Origin of the sequence: Stappia sp. ES.058, assembly GCF_900105595.1 — a bacterium.
Taxonomy (GTDB): domain Bacteria; phylum Pseudomonadota; class Alphaproteobacteria; order Rhizobiales; family Stappiaceae; genus Stappia.
In genome coordinates, this window is the sequence record NZ_LT629784.1 from 1,274,356 (window position 1) to 1,293,636 (window position 19,281).

The 19,281-nt window shown below is 63.7% G+C and carries 18 protein-coding genes; 14 read left to right on the forward strand and 4 right to left on the reverse strand.

The annotated features are described in order from the left end of the window. The first annotated feature begins 44 nt into the window (after positions 1–44). From BLU32_RS05875 to BLU32_RS05905, 7 genes are read left to right on the forward strand one after another with little or no spacing between them, the layout of a single operon-like run. Positions 45–1,520 carry a V-type ATP synthase subunit B gene (locus BLU32_RS05875; protein ID WP_208976985.1) on the forward strand — a complete coding sequence of 492 codons (1,476 nt, stop codon included), beginning with the start codon at positions 45–47 and terminating at the stop codon, positions 1,518–1,520. Beyond that, positions 1,517–2,140 carry a V-type ATP synthase subunit D gene (locus BLU32_RS05880; RefSeq protein ID WP_093805409.1) on the forward strand — a complete coding sequence of 208 codons (624 nt, stop codon included), beginning with the start codon at positions 1,517–1,519 and terminating at the stop codon, positions 2,138–2,140. Before BLU32_RS05875 ends, BLU32_RS05880 begins: the two co-directional genes overlap by 4 nt. Further along, on the forward strand, positions 2,137–3,927 hold the full coding sequence (locus BLU32_RS05885; protein WP_093805410.1) for a V-type ATP synthase subunit I: 1,791 nt from the start codon (positions 2,137–2,139) through the stop codon (positions 3,925–3,927). Before BLU32_RS05880 ends, BLU32_RS05885 begins: the two co-directional genes overlap by 4 nt. Beyond that, positions 3,924–4,373 carry an ATP synthase subunit C gene (locus tag BLU32_RS05890; protein ID WP_093805411.1) on the forward strand — a complete coding sequence of 150 codons (450 nt, stop codon included), beginning with the start codon at positions 3,924–3,926 and terminating at the stop codon, positions 4,371–4,373. Before BLU32_RS05885 ends, BLU32_RS05890 begins: the two co-directional genes overlap by 4 nt. A 22-nt stretch (positions 4,374–4,395) precedes the next feature. After that, a complete protein-coding gene (locus BLU32_RS05895; protein ID WP_093805412.1) occupies positions 4,396–5,121 on the forward strand; it encodes a hypothetical protein in 726 nt (241 codons plus the stop codon). Between the two features lie 3 nt (positions 5,122–5,124). Next, positions 5,125–5,856: a DUF2764 family protein gene (locus BLU32_RS05900; protein WP_093805413.1), complete on the forward strand. Its 732-nt coding sequence runs from the start codon at positions 5,125–5,127 to the stop codon at positions 5,854–5,856. After that, a complete protein-coding gene (locus BLU32_RS05905) occupies positions 5,853–7,751 on the forward strand; it encodes a V-type ATP synthase subunit A (protein WP_093805414.1) in 1,899 nt (632 codons plus the stop codon). Before BLU32_RS05900 ends, BLU32_RS05905 begins: the two co-directional genes overlap by 4 nt. Here the strand turns inward: BLU32_RS05905 and BLU32_RS05910 are convergent. The 3 genes from BLU32_RS05910 to BLU32_RS05920 form a co-directional block, all read right to left on the reverse strand. Then, complete coding sequence (locus tag BLU32_RS05910) at positions 7,721–8,167, reverse strand: isoprenylcysteine carboxylmethyltransferase family protein (protein ID WP_093805415.1); 447 nt, start codon at positions 8,165–8,167, stop codon at positions 7,721–7,723. The two genes, BLU32_RS05905 and BLU32_RS05910, sit on opposite strands and share 31 nt — an antisense overlap. 83 nt (positions 8,168–8,250) lie before the next feature. Further along, on the reverse strand, positions 8,251–9,888 hold the full coding sequence (locus BLU32_RS05915) for a BCCT family transporter (protein WP_093805416.1): 1,638 nt from the start codon (positions 9,886–9,888) through the stop codon (positions 8,251–8,253). A 57-nt stretch (positions 9,889–9,945) separates the two neighbouring features. Continuing rightward, on the reverse strand, positions 9,946–10,365 hold the full coding sequence (locus BLU32_RS05920) for a universal stress protein (protein ID WP_093805417.1): 420 nt from the start codon (positions 10,363–10,365) through the stop codon (positions 9,946–9,948). 613 nt (positions 10,366–10,978) lie between these two features. Between BLU32_RS05920 and gph the strand changes: the two genes are divergently transcribed. Together gph and BLU32_RS05930 are read left to right on the forward strand one after the other, a co-directional pair. Beyond that, positions 10,979–11,692 carry a phosphoglycolate phosphatase gene (gene gph / locus BLU32_RS05925; RefSeq protein ID WP_244501802.1) on the forward strand — a complete coding sequence of 238 codons (714 nt, stop codon included), beginning with the start codon at positions 10,979–10,981 and terminating at the stop codon, positions 11,690–11,692. Between the two features lie 113 nt (positions 11,693–11,805). Continuing rightward, positions 11,806–13,125, forward strand: coding sequence for a ferric reductase-like transmembrane domain-containing protein (locus BLU32_RS05930; RefSeq protein ID WP_172838536.1), 1,320 nt, complete (start codon positions 11,806–11,808; stop codon positions 13,123–13,125). Between the two features lie 120 nt (positions 13,126–13,245). Here BLU32_RS05930 and BLU32_RS05935 read toward each other — a convergent pair whose 3' ends face one another. After that, the gene (locus tag BLU32_RS05935) at positions 13,246–13,965 is read right to left on the reverse strand and encodes a FadR/GntR family transcriptional regulator (protein ID WP_093810660.1); all 720 of its coding nucleotides are present in this window, start codon (positions 13,963–13,965) and stop codon (positions 13,246–13,248) included. Positions 13,966–14,144: 179 nt separating this feature from the next. On the opposite strand from BLU32_RS05935, the gene BLU32_RS05940 reads away from it, so the two are divergent. The 5 genes from BLU32_RS05940 to hydA all read left to right on the forward strand — a co-directional run bounded on the left by BLU32_RS05940 (position 14,145) and on the right by hydA (position 19,161). After that, positions 14,145–14,945 (forward strand): ABC transporter substrate-binding protein, encoded by an 801-nt coding sequence (locus BLU32_RS05940; protein ID WP_093805420.1) that lies wholly within the window; start codon positions 14,145–14,147, stop codon positions 14,943–14,945. 79 nt (positions 14,946–15,024) lie between these two features. After that, positions 15,025–15,699 (forward strand): amino acid ABC transporter permease, encoded by a 675-nt coding sequence (locus BLU32_RS05945; protein ID WP_093805421.1) that lies wholly within the window; start codon positions 15,025–15,027, stop codon positions 15,697–15,699. After that, the gene (locus BLU32_RS05950; protein WP_093805422.1) at positions 15,699–16,436 is read left to right on the forward strand and encodes an amino acid ABC transporter ATP-binding protein; all 738 of its coding nucleotides are present in this window, start codon (positions 15,699–15,701) and stop codon (positions 16,434–16,436) included. Before BLU32_RS05945 ends, BLU32_RS05950 begins: the two co-directional genes overlap by 1 nt. 29 nt (positions 16,437–16,465) lie before the next feature. Beyond that, positions 16,466–17,752, forward strand: coding sequence for a cysteine desulfurase-like protein (locus BLU32_RS05955; protein WP_093805423.1), 1,287 nt, complete (start codon positions 16,466–16,468; stop codon positions 17,750–17,752). Further along, positions 17,749–19,161 carry a dihydropyrimidinase gene (gene hydA, locus BLU32_RS05960; RefSeq protein WP_093805424.1) on the forward strand — a complete coding sequence of 471 codons (1,413 nt, stop codon included), beginning with the start codon at positions 17,749–17,751 and terminating at the stop codon, positions 19,159–19,161. The genes BLU32_RS05955 and hydA overlap by 4 nt, the downstream gene beginning before the upstream one ends. Positions 19,162–19,281 lie beyond the last annotated feature (120 nt).

Below are 19,281 nucleotides of genomic sequence, written 5' to 3' on the forward strand. Positions count from 1 at the left end.
CAATTTTCGATTGATCCTGATCATTTCCACTCTTGACCTTTTTCGTGAAACTGTTGCGGTGCAACATCGGTGGCGACGCATGGTGGACGCCCGTGCTCGACAGGCTGCCGGAGTTGAGGGCCGCGACGGAAAGGAACGCCATGCTGGTGGTTCATACGCGTATCGTCGACATCGTCGGCGACATCATCCGGATCCGCGTGGCGATGTCCGGCAGCGGGCGCGCGGGCGGTCCGTGCCTCGGCGATCTCGCGCGGGTCACCGGAGGCCGGGGATTTGATTCGCTTGCCCAGGTCATCATGATCGACGGTGAATTGGTCACGCTCCAGGTCAATGCCGGCACCAAGGGGCTTCCCAACAATGCCGCTGTGCGGTTCATGGGCAGCGCCATGCAGGTCACCTATTCACCGAGCATTCTCGGACGTGTCTTCGATGGCGGCGGGCGTCCGGTCGATGCCGGCCCCGATCTTGGAGCCGATCCCACGGTGCCCATCGGCGGCCCGACCGTGAACCCGATGAAACGCATTCTCGCCTCAAGGATGATCCGCACCGACGTGCCGATGATCGACGTCTTCAACTGTCTCGTCGAAAGCCAGAAGATCCCGATCTTTTCCGTCTCCGGCGAGCCCTACAATGCGTTTCTCGCGCGCATCGGCATCCAGGCGGACGCGGATGTGGTGGTCTTCGGCGGCCTGGGGCTGATTTTCGACGACTATGCCTTCTTCCGCCAGCAGTTCGAGGACGCAGGCGTCTTTCCGCGCACGGTGATGTTCGTCAATCAGGCCTCCGACCCGGTGGTTGAACGGTTGCTGGTTCCGGACATGGCGCTTGCCGTAGCGGAGAAATTCGCCGTCGAGGAGGGCAAGCGCGTGCTTGTCCTGCTCACCGACATGACCGCCTTCGCCGATGCTCTCAAGGAGGTCTCCATCGCGATGGAGCGGGTGCCGGCCAACCGCGGCTATCCTGGAGATCTCTATTCGCAGCTCGCGCGCCGTTACGAGAAAGCTTGCGATTTTCGCGGCGCCGGATCGGTCACGATCCTTTCGGTGACCACCATGCCCGGCAACGATCTGACCCATCCGGTGCCCGACAACACCGGCTACATCACGGAAGGGCAGTTCTACCTGCACGGCGGCGCCATTGATCCCTTCGGATCGCTGTCCCGCCTCAAGCAGCATGTCATCGGCAAGGAAACCCGCGAAGATCACGGCCAGGTGATGAACGCGATGATCCGCTTTTACTCCGAGGCGCGCGACGCGGAGCAGAAACAGTCGATGGCCTTCGACCTGTCGGACTACGATCGGCAGCTCCTGCGCTTCGGCGCGTTGTTCCGAACCCGCTTCATGGATATCGGCATCGCAATGCCCCTGGAAGAGGCGCTGGACCTGTGCTGGCAAACGCTCGCGGAATGTTTCCGCCCCCAGCAACTGCTGATGAAGCAGGATCTGGTCGATCGGTATTTCCCGCAAGACGATGCAGAGACCGGCGTCCTGTCTCCCGATCGGGAAGGGGCGGGGGCGTGACGCGCGCCTCGCTGAACAAGTCGGTGCTTTCCCGCGAAAGCGTCAAGCTGTCGGAGTATCAGCGCTTTCTGCCCTCGCTGGAACTGAAGCGCCGGCAGATCGTTGCCGAACGGCTGAGGGCACGCGCGCATCTGGCCGAGTGCCGGGCGCAGCTGGAGGCGCAGCTCGTCGGCAGTGCCCGCGACCTGCCGATGCTTGCGAACGAGGAGGTGGCGCTCGACACGCTGGTGGTTGTGGAGGCGATTGATCTGTCCACGCAGAACCTCTCCGGCACGCGTCTTCCGGTCTTGAAGGAGGTTCGCTTCGCCGAAGTCGTCTATGCGCGCCTGACGCGACCACATTGGGTCGATGCTGCGGTGGTCGCCTTGCGGGAGGTGATCCGGATGCGGATTGCCCGCGATGTCGCCGAGCGGAGATTGCGCGAGCTTGAACAGGCCGAGGCGTTGATCGCCCGTCGGGTGAACCTCTTTGAAAAGGTTCTCATTCCGCGCTCGCAGGAGACGATCCGCCGGATCCGCATGGCGTTGGCCGATGCGGAACGCGAAGCGGTGATCCGCGCCAAACTCTCCAAACGCAAGACCGCTGCGCGTGCCGGGGAAGCGAGGCTTGCCGCGATATGACCATCGTCGCGCTCAGGAAAATCAGCCTCATCGGCGTCATGGAGGACAAGGCGGCCGTCCTCGACGCGGTCCAGGCCTTTGGCGGCTGCCACCTCGTGCCCTTGCGCGCCGCGCAAAAGGATCTTGAGGCGGTGCCCAGCGGAACCGGCCGCGAGGCGACGGAGGCCTTGCGCTGGCTGGTCGATTGTCCGGCGCCGCGCCGGGTGGTCTCTCGCGATCCACTGTTCGATCTCTCCGGTGTCGTTTCGGCAGCCAATCGGAACCGCCACGAGCTTATGGAGACCGAGGATCGCAAGGCCGCGCTGGAAAAGCGGATTCGCGACGTCGCGCGTTGGGGCGAGTTCACCTTCCCCGACATGTCCGATATCGGCGGCTATCGTTTCTGGTTCTACGAAGTGCCGCTCGGTCGGGAGAAGGTGGTCACTGCATCGGGCGCCATCGTGGAGACCGTCCATCGGGAGCGCGGCATTGCCTATATGGTTGTCCTGTCGCCGGAGGAACCTCCCGTCGACAGCATGCCGGTTCCACGCGTTCACATTGGCTCGCATGCGTTGTCGACCCTGCTGGCGCAGCTCGAGGCCGTTGAGATCCTGCTCGACGATCTTTGGCTGGAACGGCGCGATCTCACCAAATGGCGTCTGCTGCTTGCGGAAAACCTGGCGCGCGCCCGCGACGCGGCGGCCCGGCGGCGCGCTGCACTCGAGACGATCGATGCCGAACGCGTCTTTGTGATGCGCGGCTGGGCGCGGGCCGATCGGGTCGCGGAGATCGCGCAACTCGCCGACCGGCTTGGCATCGCGGCTCTCGTCGAGGACCCCGCCCCGGAAGACGATCCGCCGACGCTTCTGGAAAATGCGCCGGCGATGGCGGCGGGCGAGGACCTTGTCCAGTTCTACCAGACCCCGGGCTACCGCAGTTGGGATCCGTCTTCGGTCGTTTATGTCTCCTTCATCGTCTTCTTCGGCATGATCATGACGGACGCCGGCTACGGCCTTTTCCTGCTGGTGCTGCTGTTCTTGCTGCGCGGCCGGTTTCAGGGCTCGGCGCTCGGGCGGCGCATGGTGCGGCTCGGTTACTGGCTTGCCGTCTCGACCATGGCGTTCGGCGTCGCCACCGGGAGCTATTTCGGCTGGCAACCGCCAGGGGGCGGCTTGATCGCGCACGCCGCCTTCATCGATCTGTCCGACATTGACGCGATGATGCGCCTCACGGTCACCATCGGTGTCGCTCATGTCGTCGCGGCCAATGTTCTGAATGCCTGGAATGCGGGGAGTCTGGCCGGACGGCTCGTGCCCGCCGGCTGGTGTTGCGCGGCCTTTGGCGGGCTTCTCGTCTATCTGACCGGCGGCGCGCAGACCGCAGCCGGCATCGCGCTGGCGGGCGTTGGCGTGGTGCTGGTCGTGGCCTTCGGTGGGGAGGTGCGGGTCACCTCGCTGTCGACATTCGCCCGGCGGCTCGGCGGCGGTCTGCTCAGCGGCGCCAGGGTGGTAAACCTCTTTTCCGACGTTCTCAGCTACATGCGTCTCTTTGCACTCGGACTGGCGGCGGCTTCGCTGGCCGGAACGATCAACATGCTGGCCGAACAGGTGCGCCATGCCGTGCCCGGCGTCGGGGTGCTGGTCGCCATCACCGTTCTCGTGATCGGCCATGCCGTCAACATGGGACTGGGCATCGTTGCGGGCACCGTTCACGGCCTGCGCCTCAACGTCATCGAATTCTTCAATTGGGGCCTCAAGGGCGAGGGGCGCCCCTTCAGACCGTTCCGCAAGGAGGAGACACGCTTGTGACTGACCTGGTTCTGGTACTCGGCTGGTTCGGCCTGTTCGCACCGGTGGCATTTGGCGCCATCGGCAGCAGCATCGGCTGCGCGCGCGCCGGTTCTGCCGCCATCGGCGCGATGCTTGATACGGAAACCGGCTATGGCCGCTTTATCGGCGCGTCGCTGATGCCGTCCTCGCAGGTGATCTACGGCATCGTCATCATGTTCTCCCTGCAACGGGATCCCATGACGGCGGAAGCTGCGGCCGGTGTCTTCGGCGTCGGGGTGCTGGCGGGCGTCGCGCTGCTCTATGTCGGTATTCGCCAGGGCGAGGTGCTCGCCTCCGCCATCGTTGCCGCCAAGGCCAAGCCGGAGATCTTCGGCATCTCGCTGGCGCCGGCGGCGGTTCTTGAGGGGTTTGCCGTCTTCGCGCTGGTGTTTGCCCTCGTTCTGAGCGGCTCCATACCGGGATGATTGTTTCAAGCGGGAGCAGGAAATGAACGCGACATCCAAGCCCAATGCCACGCCGGATCAGCGATCCCCCGCCGATGTCCATTCAGCCGGGGCGGGGGTGCAGGCCCTGATCGACCGCCTGAGACAGGAGGGGGTCGAGGCCGGACAGCGCGAGGCGGATGCCGTGCTTGCCGACGCGCGGCTGAAGGCGGACCGGCTCGTGGAGGACGCGGAGGCGAAGGCAGACGAGATCCGCGAGACCGCGCGGCAGGAGGCACGCGCGGAACGTGCGGCGACACAGGATGCGTTGAAGATCGCTGCGCGCGATGTCGTCCTGTCTCTGCGAAACGAAATCGCCGCGCGCATCGACAAGGAGACGTCCCGCCTGCTGAAGGAGGCCTTCGCGGATGAGGCCTTTCTCAAGCGCCTGGTGCTCGCTCTTGCCGGCAAGGTGCGCGCCGACGCGGGGCTCGACGACGCGAAGGAACTGGAATTCGTCCTGCCGGAACAGGTGATCACTTTCGAGGAACTGAAGGCCGATCCGGAAACTGTGACGGAAGGCACCCTGACGCATCTGGTTGTGTCGCTTGCCGCCAACGTGCTGCGGGACGGCGTGACGTTTTCGGCCGGGGCGGGCTTCGAGGGCGTTCGCATCATACTGCGCGACCAGGATCTGGAAGTGGACGTGACCGAAGCGGCGATCGCGCCACTGCTGGTCAAGCATCTTCAGCCCCGCTTTCGGGCCGTCATGGAAGGCGTGGTGCGTTAGGAGATGGGTGACGGTTCGTTCCAATACATCACGCTGGCGGCAAGCCTGCCGCACCTCGGCGCGCTCTTCAGCAATGTGAATCTGCCGATGTCGCGCTATCGGCTGGAAGAGAGATTGTCGATGCTCGACGATGACGACCGTCGGCTTCTCGACCGTGTCACCCGTGTGACGTCCTGGCCGGGCGTCGCCGGTTGCGAGAGCGATGCGGAGGTCGTCGCCCGGTTCGAGGAGACCTGCGGCCTGGCTGAGGTCTTTCCGGACCTGGTCGCCATTCTGCGGGAGCGGCTTGAAACGCGGATGCTGGTTGCCGCCCTTCGCCTGCGCCGGGACGGGGCGGAGGACCCCGGTGCGGTTTCCGGATGGCGGCGTATGGCCGTCGCCCGGGCGATCCGCACAAACTGGAGCGATCCGACCTTCGGGTTGGGCCGTGCACGCCCCTGGCTTCGCGAGGCCCAGGCCTTGTGTGCCGGGGGAGACCACATCGGGCTGGAGCGCGCGGTGCTGACGGAAATCTATCGGCAGATCGACCGGGCCGCGGCCCATCACCAGTTCGATTTCGAGGCGGTGACGCTTTACGTCCTGCGGTTTCAACTGATCGAGCGCTGGCAGCGCTACGATGCCGGGCGCGCACGCGACAGACTGGAAGCGCTGCTTCATTCGACGCTGGCCGGTGCATGGAGCGCGGGCAATGTCACACCATCGAGCGCAGGGACGGCGGGGAGCTTGTCGCAATGACGGAACTTTCGGAACTGCCGGCACCGAGCGCGGAAATCATTGCGGTCCAGGATGACCTGGTGACTCTCGCCCCGACCGGTGATCAGCCGCTGATGAAGAACGAGGTCGTCTACATCATTCCCCACGGGCCGGAGCGCGCGGGTCAGCGCGCGGAATATCTCCGCGCGGAGATCTTGCGTGTGCGAGGGGCGACCGCCGACGCGCAGGTGTTTGAAAGCACGCAGGGCGTGCGCATCGGCGACCGGGTGATCCAGACCGGTGAAATGCTGTCTGTCACGCTGGCCCCGGGGCTGCTCGGCGGTGTCTTCGACGGATTGCAGACGCCGCTCGCCGATGTCGCGTCGGACCATGGCTTCTTTCTGCCGCGCGGCATTGTCATTCCCGCACTCGATACCCGCCGCAAATGGGCGTTCACGCCGACCGTTCGGTCCGGGGATACGGTGCACGCCGGCGACGAGCTGGGAACGGTTCCGGAGGGGCGTTTCGCGCACAAGGTCATGGTACCCTTCGCCACGCGCGGTGGGCTCACCGTGGAGCGCATTCGCGAAGGGGCCCATACGATCGACGAGGTGATCGCCACGCTGCGTGACGATGATGGCCGACTGCATGAACTCACGATGGCGCAGCGCTGGCCGGTGCGCCGCCCGATCCCGGAAACGCTGAACCGGATGGGGCGTGGTGAGCGGCTTTACCCGGGCGACCCGCTGATCACGACCATTCGCCTGATCGACACATTCTTTCCGATCGCACGCGGTGGCACCGGGTGCATACCGGGGCCCTTCGGTGCGGGCAAGACCGTGCTTCAGTCGTTGATATCCCGGTTTTCCGATGTTGACGTCGTGATCGTGGTGGCCTGCGGCGAGCGGGCCGGCGAGGTGGTGGAAACCATCACCGAGTTTCCGAACCAGCCGGATCCCTCCGGCGACGGAACGCTGATGGAGCGCACGGTGCTGGTGTGCAACACGTCCTCCATGCCGGTGGCGGCACGCGAGGCCTCGATCTACACCGGCATCACGCTCGGCGAATATTACCGCCAGATGGGGCTGGACGTTCTCCTGATCGCGGATTCGACCTCGCGCTGGGCACAGGCCATGCGCGAGACATCCGGCCGGCTGGAGGAAATTCCGGGTGAGGAGGCCTTTCCGGCCTATCTCGATTCAGCGATCCGCGGAGTTTACGAACGCGCCGGGGTGATGCGCACGCGCAACGGATCGACCGGCAGTCTGACGGTGATCGGAACGGTGTCGCCGGCGGGTGGAAACTTCGAGGAGCCGGTCACCCAGGCGACGCTTGGCACCGTGAAGGCCTTCCTCGGCCTGTCCTATGACCGCGCCTACAAACGGTTCTACCCGGCCGTCGATCCGTTGATCTCCTGGTCGCGTTACCGCACCCAGTTGGCCGACTGGTTCGCGCGCGAACTCGGACCCGACTGGGCGGGCCAGGTCGATGCGGTGACCGACCTGCTGCACAAGGGAGACGAGATCTCGCGGATGATGCAGGTGACGGGCGAGGATGGGGTTACCCTTGATGACTTCGTCACCCAGCAAAAGGCGCTCTTCGTCGATATGGTCTATCTGCAGCAGGACGCATTCGACGATGTCGATATGTCCGCGCCGCTTGCCCGCCAGCGCGAGACATTCGATCTCGTCTGCCGTGCGATCGGTCATACGTTTGCCTTCGACGACAAGGAAGCGGCGCGCGCGTTCTTCATCCAGCTCACGGGACTGTTCCGCAACCTCAATTACGCGTCAGACAAGAGCCCGCGGCGGTCCGAGTTGCTGGCGGAGATTTCATCCATGCTTGCGAAGGCACATGTGCATTACGTCGGCACCCAGGATGTGGCCCGAGCGGACGGGTCTGGTGACTACAGCCAGCGGCGCACCCGGGCGCGATAGGCGCGATAGGGCTCCCCGAACAGGTCGTCCGCGATACGCTCCTCCCGGGGGATGTACCAGAAATTGGCCACCGCGAAGAACACCAGGGGGCCGATGAGCGTGAAAACCGTGTTGAGCAGCAGGGCGGCGCCGACAAGCGTCAGGACGAAGCCGAGATACATCGGATTGCGGCTCATCGCGAAAACGCCGGTGGTGATGAGCTTGTCCGGATCGCGGAACGCGTGGAGATTGGTGCGGGCCTTGACGAATTGACCGGCCGCCACTGCTTGCAGTGCCAGCCCGGCAACAATTATCGCCCAGCCGAGGAGCCTTGCGGGCGTGCCGAATACGGTCGCGACCGGAGCGGTTTCGCCCAGAACGGCCATCGCGACCAGAAGAATGAGCCAAAGAACCGGTGGGATAAGCAGATGCATCATCTCGCAAGGGTCCTTCAGCGACGTTGAATAAACAACCGGGCGCGGCGGCCAAAGCCGCGCCCGGAAACGTCAGCCCTAGTTTATCACCGTTCCTCGGTGAGCAGTCCCTTGAAGATTGCCCAGCACATCAGCAGGAGTACAAGGGTAAAGGGCAGTCCGGTGGAGATCACCATCGCCTGCAGCGAACCCAGTCCGCCACCGATGAGCAACACGATCGCGACAAGCCCTTCGAAGGTGCACCAGAACACGCGCTGGGGAACCGGCGCGTCCACTTTGCCGCCTGCGGTGATCGTGTCGATCACCAGCGAGCCGGAGTCCGACGAAGTCACGAAGAACACGATGACGAGCACGATGCCGATCGTCGAGGTGATGGCGGCAAGCGGCAGGCCTTCGAGCATCGCGAAGAGCGAAAGCTCGGGATGGTAGCTGTCGATCACGTTCGCCTTCACCGCGCTCGTTGCCGGATCGCTCAACACCTGGTCGATGGCGACGCCGCCGAAGACAGCCATCCACAACACGCAGACGAGCGAGGGGATGATCAGCACGCAGGTGAGAAACTCGCGCACCGTACGGCCGCGGCTGACGCGGGCGATGAACATGCCGACAAACGGCGACCAGCTGATCCACCAGGCCCAGTAGAAGGCCGTCCAGCCCTGACGGTAACCGTCGTCAGTCCGTCCGACCGGATTGGACAGGGCCACGAGGTCGGTCGCATAGGCTGTCAGGCCGCTCAGGAAGTCGGTGAAAATTGCCACCGTCGGCCCCGCGATCAGGACAAAGAGAAGCAAAAGGGCCGCGATGCCCATGTTGATTTCCGACAGGATCTTGACGCCGCCGTCCAGGCCGCGAAGCACGGAAACCAGGGCAATCGAGGTGATGCCGATGATCAGGATCACCTGAACCGTGATTGTGTTCGGCACGCCATAGACATACTCAAGACCGGCGTTGGCCTGCTGGGCCCCCAGGCCGAGCGAGGTCGCGAGACCGAAAAGCGTCGCGAAGACCGCGAGAATGTCGATGACGTGACCGGTCCAGCCCCACACGCGTTCGCCAAAAATCGGATAGAACGCAGAGCGGATCGAGAGCGGCAAACCCTTGTTGAAACTGAAGAGCGCCAGCGCCAGAGCGACAACAGCGTAGATCGCCCAGGGGTGCAGGCCCCAATGGTAGATCGTGGCGGCCAGACCCATCTTCTTGGCGGCGTCAACGTTTCCGGCAATGATGCTGCCGTCCTCGGCAATCGGCGAAGGAACGCCCAGCGGCTGGGAAATCGCCATGTGATAAACCGGCTCGAGAACGCCGAAGAACATCAGGCCGATGCCCATGCCGGCCGCAAAGAGCATGGCGAACCAGCCGATGTAGCTGTAATCGGGCGAGGCTTCCTTGCCTCCCAGACGGACACTGCCCCAGGGGCTGATGATCAGGCCGAGGCAGAAAATCACGAACACATTGGCGGCACTCAGGAAAAACCAGTCGAACGTGCTGGTGAGCGTCGGTCGCAGCCATCCAAAGAACGAGCCCGCCTGGTCGGGCGCGAGAAGCGCGTAAATGACGAAGGCCGTCACCGTGAGACCGGAAATCATGAAAACCGGATTGTGGATGTCGAAACCGAACGGCCCGACATTGCCCTCGATGTTGTCCTGGCCAATCTCGAATTCGGTATCGATGAGGTCGGACGCGCCTTCGGGATCCGGGATCCCTGTGCTGCCTTGGTCTGTCATTTGTTGTTCCTGTGTGAGTTGGTCATGCGCCTTTGCGGCGGTTCCATTGGAGCAGGATCAGCTCTCGCGAACGACGAAAACGGATGCCTTCGATCGCCCGGCGACTGTTCCGCCGTTGGACGGCCACAGATAGTCCGCGACATTCGGCACATGCGAGGCCATGACCACGAGGTCTGCCCCGGTTTCGTCGATCGCCTTCAGGAGCGCAGGGTCGAGGTCGATTGACGGATCATGTGTCACAACCATGTGGCTGGAGGTCTCGATGCCATTCGCTTCGCTCTGCGCCTTGGCAAAGGTCGCCAGCTTTTCCGAATACTCGGTGGGCGTATGAGCGACGGATCCGGGTGTTTCTGTGGTGACACCCACGTAGCAGACCGGGATTTGATAATGGCGCGCGAGGTCGGCTGCCGTTTTCATCGCTTTTGCCAGTTTCTGGGCATGCGCCAGATCGACTGGAACAATAATTTTCTTGTACATACTGGTGTCTCGCACCTCCATGTTTGGAATTTTCCAATTAAACGCCCGATGTCCGTCTTTCGACTATCTCCTGGCGTCGTCTCCTTGTCGAAAACCGACTCTCCTTCCGCGTCACGACAGCGGGCAAGAGGGTCGGTCGTCATTGATGGACAAGCGGGGCCATTGTTGCACCCGGCGGTCGGAGTGCCACGGCTTCACCAATGGCGCGGTATCGCCTGGGACGATCCGGATCGCGCCATCCATTCCAATCGTGTCACCGCTGCAATGTGCGCTCACATTGCCGGAAACCCGGTTCGCAAGACAATTGGCCCCAGCCTCTCGCTGCGCTAAACCGCGCTGAAACTGGCATATTCATGACATCAGCGCAAACTGGTGCGCAAAACTTGTGCATATCTTTGCGGTGCCGTTGGAGTGTCGCCCGATCCAGACCCAACGGCATCTTTGGGCGGGGTGACCAGCCTCCACAACGGTCCGACGATGTGAATTGCACGTCGCAAGTCTTTGCTTTAAAAGCGGAATAGTTGTCTTTTAGAGGAGCTGTTCCACAGATTTTTAGGGCGTCTCCGGTTTGTGCCGCAAAATTTTTCCTGACTGCAGAATGGAAGGATACCGCTTGTCCATCGACCCACCGATATCGGACACGCCTCGGCCGCGCGCACTTCTCTTCGATCTCGACGGGACCCTTGTCGACAGCGTTCCGGATATCGCCGATGCCATCAACGCGGTTCTGGTCGCGAACGGATTCCCCGCGCTCGAGGTTGCGGACGTGCGCAAGATGGTCGGCAACGGCATCCGCAAGCTTGTCGAACGCGCGTTCGAGGCATCGGGCAAATCCCTGGAGGAAGACGAACTCACGACGATGACCGCCCGCATGATGGAGGTTTACCGGAAGGGGCTCACTGTCGCCACGACCCCGATGCCCGGCGCCGCTGCGGCGGCAGCCTGGCTCCGTCAGCGCGGTCATCGCCTTGCCGTGGTTACCAACAAGCCGGAAGCGTTTGCCCGTGAAATCGTCAAACACTTCGGGTTCGAAACAGCCTTCACCGTCGTTGTCGGAGGAGATACCTGCGCCACCCGCAAGCCCGATCCCGAAATGCTGTTTCACGCTTGTCGGGAACTCGGCGTGGCGCCGGAAGACGCCATCCTTGTCGGCGACAGTCCGGCCGACATCGATGCGGCGCTGGCAGGCGGTTTCCCGAGCATCGCGGTTCGGGGCGGGTACACGAACATCGCGGTGGAAGACCTGGGCGCGACCTGCGTGATCGATACGCTCGAGGATCTCGCCGACGCGCTTGTCCGCGTGAGTCCGCACCCTGGGATGGCCTGAACAAACGCGACCGCAGGGGTGTCAGGTTGCATCGCTCCGGACCATGTGGCCCTATCGCCGGACGACTGCCGCTTCGCTGTCAGCGGTTGTCAACGATGTCGAACGGAGTGTGGATGCCCGCGATTGCCCTGATAGGTCTTTATCTCTTGGTCGTTTTTGCGCCGCTTGGCCTTGCCGTCGCCGGTGGTTGGCCGCCGCGTCCGGTGCTGGATGAACTGGCCGCGGGGGCCGGTCTCGTCGCATTTGCAATCCTGCTCGCCGAGTTCCTGCTCTCGGGGCGTTTCCGCGCGGTTTCCGGGCGGGTCGGCATGGATGTCACCATGCGGTTTCACCAGCTACTTGCGCGCACGGCGCTCGCGCTCGCGGTGGTCCATCCTTTTCTTTACACACTGCCATTCAATCGTCCGCTGCCCTATGACCCGACACGCCAATTGACGCTGACCTTCGAGGGGGAGGGGCTTGTCACGGGGGTCCTGGCCTTTCTGCTCCTGCCGTCGCTGGTGATCCTCTCCATCGGGCGGGACAAGCTCCCGTTCCGCTATGAGACATGGCGGTTCCTGCATGGGATGGGCGCGCTTGCCGTCGCCGGTCTGGTGTATCTGCATGCGGTGGAGGCCGGGCGCTACAGCCAGGACTGGATGCTGCGCTGGTTCTGGAGCGGATTGCTCGGTCTCGCCGTCGTGTCGCTGCTGGTCGTTTATGTCGTCAAGCCGCTCCTGCAACTCCGGAGAAAGTGGCATGTGAGCGCGGTGCGCCAGGTGGCGGAGCGGACCTGGGAGCTGGCAATCGCGCCTGACGGGCATGAGGGGCTGGACTATCGCGCCGGACAGTTCGTCTGGCTCAACGTCGGCCACAGTCCGTTTTCGCTGAATGAAAATCCGTTCTCGATCTGCTCCGCCCCCGGCGACGGCCGCGAAGTCCGGTTCCTGATCAAGGAACTGGGAGATTTCACCAGCAGCCTGTCGCGTGTTCGCACGGGCACGCAGGTTCATCTCGATGGCCCGCATGGCCATTTGACCCTCGAGGGTCGTGCTGCACCGGGCATCGCCTTCATCGCGGGCGGAGTCGGGATCGCGCCGATGTTTTCGCTTCTGGGCCAACTGGTCCTCGAGGCTGACACCCGGCCCACGGTGCTCGTCTACGGCAACCGCGCCGCCGACCAGATCGCCCTTGGCGATAAACTGGCAAGGTTGCGGCGCGTGCACAAGACGCAGGTCGTCCAGGTGTTGAGCGATCCGCCCGCGGACTGGAGCGGCGAAGTCGGGATCATCGATGCTGCGCGCATTCGTGCGCTCTTCGGCGAGGAACAGTACCGCGACTGGCTTTTCGTCCTGTGCGGACCGCCGGCGATGATGGAAATTGTCGAAGACACGCTGATCGGGATCGGCGTCGCCCCACGAAACATACTGGCGGAGAGGTTCCACTATGACTGACCGCCATCAAGGATACGGGTCGAAGGCGCGAGGACTGATCGTGTTCTGGATCCTGAACGGACTTGTGCTTCTTGCGCTTCTTGTCTTCGCCGCACGCTGACGGGGCAGCCCTGTCGTGTGTCAGCTCCGGTCGCCGGGCGTGCCGCATTCGCAGATGTCGTAGCCGGCGCAGGCGGCGGTGTTTGCCACATGCTCGCTCATGGCGCGACGGGCGGCAACGGAATCGCCGCACGCAAGGGCGTCGATCAGCCGCCGGTGCTCGCTCACGGAGGCTTCCATGCGCTTGGGATCCGTGATCGGGATCGGCTGGCGCTGCGTTTCCGTGACCTGGTCGCGCACCTGGCCATAGAGTTCGCTCAGCATCTTGTTGCCGCAGGCGCGCGCGATGATCGCGTGGAATTTCAGGTCCGCCTCGACGTTGGCGAGATAGTCGCGCGCCGCCCATGAGCGCTCCATGTCGTCGGTGAGACGCGCGAGCGTGTCGAGATCGTCGGCGACGAGGCGGCCGGCCGCGCGCGCGGCAATTTCACCTTCAAGCATCAGTCGCGTCTCGAACACCTCCTTCAGCGAATAGGTATGGGAATAGCGCCATTCCGCCATCGTCTTGGCCGACGCCGGCGAGGTGCCGACGACGAAGGTGCCCCGTCCCGCTTCAGTCTTGACCAGACCGATGGTCTCGAGCGTCATCAGCGCTTCGCGCAGGGAGGCCCGGCTGACACCGAACCGTTCGGAAAGTTCGCGTTGTGAAGGGATTTTTTCGCCGGCCTTCAGGTCGCCTTCGAGAATCATCGTCTGGAGTTTGCGCGCCACGCCCTGTGGCACCGGGATCCGCGTGAACATCCGCTTTGTCGCCTTTTTGTCTTTGTGAACGCATGTGCGCCGGTGCGGGGCGCGCGCGCCGACCCGGCCGGGAGTGCTCAACATTCCACCTTGCACTCATCGCTGCAAAGCGGTTATTTGGTCTAACTGGTCAGACCAGTTAGACCAAATTAAAAACACTCGCCACCAGGGGACTTCACATGAAAATCCGTTCTTTGCTCAAATCCGCCGCCTTTGCGGGCTTCATGACGGTTGCGGCCGGCAGCGCGCCGGTTCTCGCCGCCGATCTCACCGTCGGCGCCAACATCGGCAACGTGCCGTGGGAATTCCAGGATGAAGCCGGCAAGACCGTGGGCTTCGAGGTCGATCTCGTGAATGAGGTCGCCGGCCGTCTCGACAAGTCGGTCGCCTTCGAGAACATTCCCTTCAACGGCCTGTTTTCCGCCGTTCAGTCCGGCCGGATCGACATTGCCGTCTCGTCGATCACCATCACCGACAAGCGTCTGGAATCGGTGACCTTCGCGCAGCCCTACTACGACAGCGACCAGTCGCTGACGGCGACGACGGCGAGCGGCCTCACCTCGCTCGACGACATGTCCGGCAAGGTGATCGGCGTCGACACTGGTTCGACCGGCGACATGTGGGCAACCGAGAACACCGACACATACGGCTTCTCCGACATTCGCCGTTACGAGGGGCTGGCGCCCGCGATGCTCGACCTCGCGGCAGGGCGGATCGACGGCTACATCAGCGATATTCCCGCGCTTCTCTACTACACCAAGGACAAGCCGAACCTCGCCGTGATCCAGCGCATCGAGACGGGTGAGAAATACTCCATGATGTTTGCCAAGGACGCGGCGCTGGCCAAGGAAGTGAACGCGGTTCTGACGACCCTCAAGGAAGAGGGTGTCGTCGCCAAACTTCACGAGAAGTGGTTCGGCGCGATGCCGGAAGACACCACCTCGACGGTGAAGGTTCTCGACATGCCGAGCCTGAAATAAGCTCTTGCGACGGAGCGGGGTGCGGTTCCGGCCGCCCCCCGCCGCCACTTGTTTCAGGCCCCGCACCTTGGGACGCCCCATGGACCTGCTCGATACCTTCTTCAACGTTCCGATCCTGATCCGCACCTTTCCGATGCTGCTCTCGGGCCTGTGGATCACCATCCAGATCGGCGCGACCAGCATCCTGGCCGGCCTGGTGCTCGGCCTTTTCCTGTCGCTGATCCGTCTCTATGCCGCCAAGCCGCTTGTGCTGATCGCGCGGCTGTATATCGACATCTTCCGCTCGATCCCGCTGCTCGTGCTGCTCATCGTCGTCTATTATGCGCTGCCCTTCGTCGGCATCCGGCTGTCGCCGTTCCTGTCCGCGGTGACGGCGTTGACGCTCGTCTCCGGGGCCTATACGGCGGAGATCTTTCGTGCCGGCATCGAGGCGATCCCGTCGGGCCAGTTCGAGGCCTCGCGCGCGCTCGGTCTTGGCTACCGGCACATGATGGTCGACGTGGTGCTGCCGCAGGCCGTCAAGATCGTTATACCGCCGCTGACCAACAACTGCATCAACGTGATGAAGGACACGGCACTCGCCTCCGTGGTCGCCATGCCGGATCTGCTGAAACAGGCGACGCAGGCCCAGGCGCTTGCCGCCAATCCCAGCCCGCTGATCGGGGCGGCGCTGATCTATCTGGCGTTTCTGTGGCCGCTGGTGGCACTCGTGTCCCGCTTCGAGCGGCACATGGGACAAAGGGGAGCCCGCTGATGTCGTCCTTCATCGAGATCCGCAATCTCAACAAGCACTATGGCGCCTTCGCAGCCCTCACCGACATCGACCTCGACATCGCCGAGGGCGAGGTCGTCTGCGTGATCGGACCGTCGGGGTCGGGCAAGTCGACCTTGATCCGCTGCATCAACCTGCTGGAGAGCTTTTCGGACGAGAGCACGGTTCTGGTCGACAAGATCCCGGTGGAGCCTGGCAAGCATCTCGCGCAGGTGCGCGCCGAGGTCGGAATGGTGTTCCAGTCCTTCAACCTGTTTCCGCACATGACGGTACTGCGCAACATCATGCTGGCACCCCTGCGCGTGCGCGGCCTTTCCCGCGAGCAGGCCGAAAGGAAGGCACGCGAACTCCTCGAAAGGGTCGGGATCAGCGAGCAGGCTGACAAATACCCGGGGCACCTGTCGGGCGGACAGCAGCAGCGCGTCGCCATTGCTCGTGCGCTCGCGATGGAGCCGCGGGTGCTGCTCTTCGACGAGCCGACATCGGCGCTCGATCCCGAGATGGTCGGCGAGGTGCTCGACGTCATGCGCGATCTCGCCGGCACCGGCGTGACCATGATCGTGGTGACCCACGAGATGGGGTTCGCCCGCCAGGTCGCCGACCGGGTGATTTTCATGAACGGCGGCAAGATCGTCGAGACCGGCAAGCCGGAAGACATCTTCGACGCGCCGCAGGAACCGCGGACCCGTGACTTTCTCAGCGCGGTCCTCAATCATTGACCTCACATACGACAGTTTCGGAGACAGATATGCTCACCAATGCGCCGCTCGACATGGAGTATGTCCGCGCCCAGTTCCCCGGCCTGCAAAGCGGCTGGGTGTTTTTCGACAATGCCGGCGGGTCGCAAATCCTGAAAGGGGCGGTGGAGCGCATCAACACGTTCCTCTATGAAAAGAACGTCCAGATCGGCGGCAGCTACGAGGTCTCCCAGGCAGCGGCCGAGGCGCTCAGGCAAGCGCGCGAGGCGGCGCAGCTTCTGGTGAACGCGGAGCGCTCGGACGAGATCGTCTTCGGCGCCTCGACAACGGTTTTGATGCAGAACCTCGCGGCCGCGATGCGCAGCCAGCTGTCGCCGGGCGACGAGGTCGTCATCTGCGTGGCCGATCACGAGAGCAACATTGGCCCCTGGGACCGGCTCAGCGAGTTCGGCATCGTCATCAAGACCTGGCCGATCAACCATGAAACGCTGAAGCTGGAGCTGTCCGATCTCGAACCGCTGATGAGCGAGCGCACGCGGCTCGTCTGCGTGCATCACGTCTCCAACATCCTGGGCGAAATCAACCCGATCCGCGAGATCGCCGATTTCGTCCATGCCCGCGGCGCAAGGATCTGCGTCGACGCAGTCGCCTTTGCGCCGCATCGCGCCATCGACGTTCAGGCGCTCGATGTCGATTACTATGCCTTCAGTCTCTACAAGACCTACGGGCCGCATACCGCCGTGATGTACGGCAAGCATTCCCATCTGCTCGAGCTCGACACGCTCTATCACTATTTCTACGGCAAGGACAAAGTTCCGGGAAAGCTGGAGCCGGGCAATCCGAACTACGAGCTCGCTTATTCTATTCTCGGAATTACCGAGTATCTGCAGCAGCTTGGCCGACGTGCCGGCGCGGCGGGCAAATCCCCGCGCGACCAAATCGAGGCGGCCTTTTCGGCGATTACCGCGCAGGAAAACACGCTGGTCGAGCGCCTGCTCGCCTGGGCCAACGGCCGCGACGACGTGCATCTTGTCGGTCAGGGCGAGAACACGCCCGGCTCGACGCGCATTCCGACCATCGCCTTCACGGTGGACGGCTGGGTGCCGGAAGCGCTCTGCCGGGAGATGGACCCCAAGGGCATCGCCATCCGTCACGGCGACTTCCATTCCCGTCGTTTGATCGAGGATCTCGGACTGGCCGAAGCCGGCGGCGTCGTGCGCGTTTCCATGGTCCACTACAACACGCTGGAAGAACTCGACCGCATGACCCGGGAACTGGACGCGGTTCTGGACGCGGCGCGCGGCGGTGCCCGACAGGCGCGGGCAGGTGGCGCATGAGCGCGGCCCCCTTCGACACGGTCATTCGCGGCGGCACGGTGGTGACCGCCGCCGATGCCGTCACCTGCGATGTCGGCATCCGCGACGGCAGGATCGTCGCGCTCGGCTCGGATCTCGCCAAAGGTGCGCGCGAGATCGACGCGACCGGACTGCTGGTCATGCCGGGCGGCATCGACAGCCATGTGCATATCGCCCAGCCGTCGGGCGCGGGCATCGTCATGGCGGATGATTTCGAAAGCGCCACGCGCTCCGCGATCCTTGGCGGCAACACCACGGTGATGCCCTTCTGCCTGCAGGAAAAGGGCGTCGGCCTGCGCGAGGCGCTCAACGGCTACCACGCCCTCGCTGAAGGAAACTGCTACACGGACGTGAGCTTCCACCTGATCGTCTCCGATCCGACGCCGACGGTTCTGGGGCAGGAAATGCCGGCGCTCGCGGAAGAGGGCTACACCTCGATCAAGGTCTTCATGACCTACGAGGGCCTGCGCCTGCGCGACGACGAGATCCTGGCGACGCTCGATTCCGCGCGCCGGTCGAAGCAGGTCGTTCTGGTGCATTGCGAGAACGAGGACGCGATCCGCTATCTGATCGGCCGGCGCGAGGAAGACGGCGACACCGCGCCCTATCACCACGCGACCAGCCGGCCGATCGCCGCCGAGCGCGAGGCAACCCACCGCGCGCTGTCGCTGGCCGAAATCGTCGACACGCCCATCGTCATCGTCCATGTCTCCAACCGCGAGGCGATGGAAGAGATCGGCCGTGCGCGGATGCGCGGTCAGAAAATCGCCGGCGAGACCTGCCCGCAGTATCTGGTGCTCACCGCCGAGGATCTCGACACGGAAGACTTCGAGGGCGCGAAATACGTCTGCTCGCCGCCACCGCGCGACAAGCCGAGCCAGGATGCCTGCTGGCAGGGGCTGGAGACCGGCGTCTTCGACCTCTTCTCCTCCGACCACTGCCCGTTCCGTTTCGAGGATAGCGCCGGCAAGAAGACGGAAAAGGGCAGAAAGTCCTTCCGCTGGATCCCGAACGGCATTCCAGGCGTCGGCACGCGGCTTCAGATCCTGTTCTCGCAAGGCGTCGCCACGGGCCGCATCGACGTCAACCGCTTCGTCGAACTCACCGCCACCAACCACGCGAAGCTCTACGGCCTCTATCCGCAAAAGGGCACGATTGCGGTCGGGTCCGATGCCGACATCGCGATCTGGGACCCGACCGCAAAGGGCACCATCCGCAACGCCGACCTCCAGCACGGCGCCGACTACACGCCCTATGAAGGCATGGAGATCACCGGGCATCCGGTCACGGTTCTGCTGCGCGGCGAAGTCGCGGTGGAGAACGGCGAACTGGTCGCGCAAAAGGGGCAGGGCGCCTATCTTCCGCGCGGGCAAAGCAGCCTGTTTCGCTGAGGGGCGGCGCGCATTGCGCGGGTCGACGCGGTGGGACTACTGGGCCTCGAAGCGCACGGCGATACGATCAACTGAGTACATAAAAGTGGGCATACTTCCGTCGGTTGTATGGCCGCGCCA

Excerpts from the sequence above, each read along its gene's own strand:
- BLU32_RS05885 (WP_093805410.1), top strand. The coding sequence starts at position 2,137 with ATGACCATCGTCGCGCTCAGGAAAATCAGCCTCATCGGCGTCATGGAG.
- BLU32_RS05895 (WP_093805412.1), top strand. The coding sequence starts at position 4,396 with ATGAACGCGACATCCAAGCCCAATGCCACGCCGGATCAGCGATCCCCC.
- BLU32_RS05900 (WP_093805413.1), top strand. The coding sequence starts at position 5,125 with ATGGGTGACGGTTCGTTCCAATACATCACGCTGGCGGCAAGCCTGCCG.
- BLU32_RS05905 (WP_093805414.1), top strand. The coding sequence starts at position 5,853 with ATGACGGAACTTTCGGAACTGCCGGCACCGAGCGCGGAAATCATTGCG.
- BLU32_RS05910 (WP_093805415.1), bottom strand. The coding sequence starts at position 8,167 with ATGATGCATCTGCTTATCCCACCGGTTCTTTGGCTCATTCTTCTGGTC.
- BLU32_RS05915 (WP_093805416.1), bottom strand. The coding sequence starts at position 9,888 with ATGACAGACCAAGGCAGCACAGGGATCCCGGATCCCGAAGGCGCGTCC.
- BLU32_RS05920 (WP_093805417.1), bottom strand. The coding sequence starts at position 10,365 with ATGTACAAGAAAATTATTGTTCCAGTCGATCTGGCGCATGCCCAGAAA.
- BLU32_RS05930 (WP_172838536.1), top strand. The coding sequence starts at position 11,806 with ATGCCCGCGATTGCCCTGATAGGTCTTTATCTCTTGGTCGTTTTTGCG.
- BLU32_RS05935 (WP_093810660.1), bottom strand. The coding sequence starts at position 13,965 with ATGTTCACGCGGATCCCGGTGCCACAGGGCGTGGCGCGCAAACTCCAG.
- BLU32_RS05940 (WP_093805420.1), top strand. The coding sequence starts at position 14,145 with ATGAAAATCCGTTCTTTGCTCAAATCCGCCGCCTTTGCGGGCTTCATG.
- BLU32_RS05945 (WP_093805421.1), top strand. The coding sequence starts at position 15,025 with ATGGACCTGCTCGATACCTTCTTCAACGTTCCGATCCTGATCCGCACC.
- BLU32_RS05950 (WP_093805422.1), top strand. The coding sequence starts at position 15,699 with ATGTCGTCCTTCATCGAGATCCGCAATCTCAACAAGCACTATGGCGCC.
- BLU32_RS05955 (WP_093805423.1), top strand. The coding sequence starts at position 16,466 with ATGCTCACCAATGCGCCGCTCGACATGGAGTATGTCCGCGCCCAGTTC.
- hydA (WP_093805424.1), top strand. The coding sequence starts at position 17,749 with ATGAGCGCGGCCCCCTTCGACACGGTCATTCGCGGCGGCACGGTGGTG.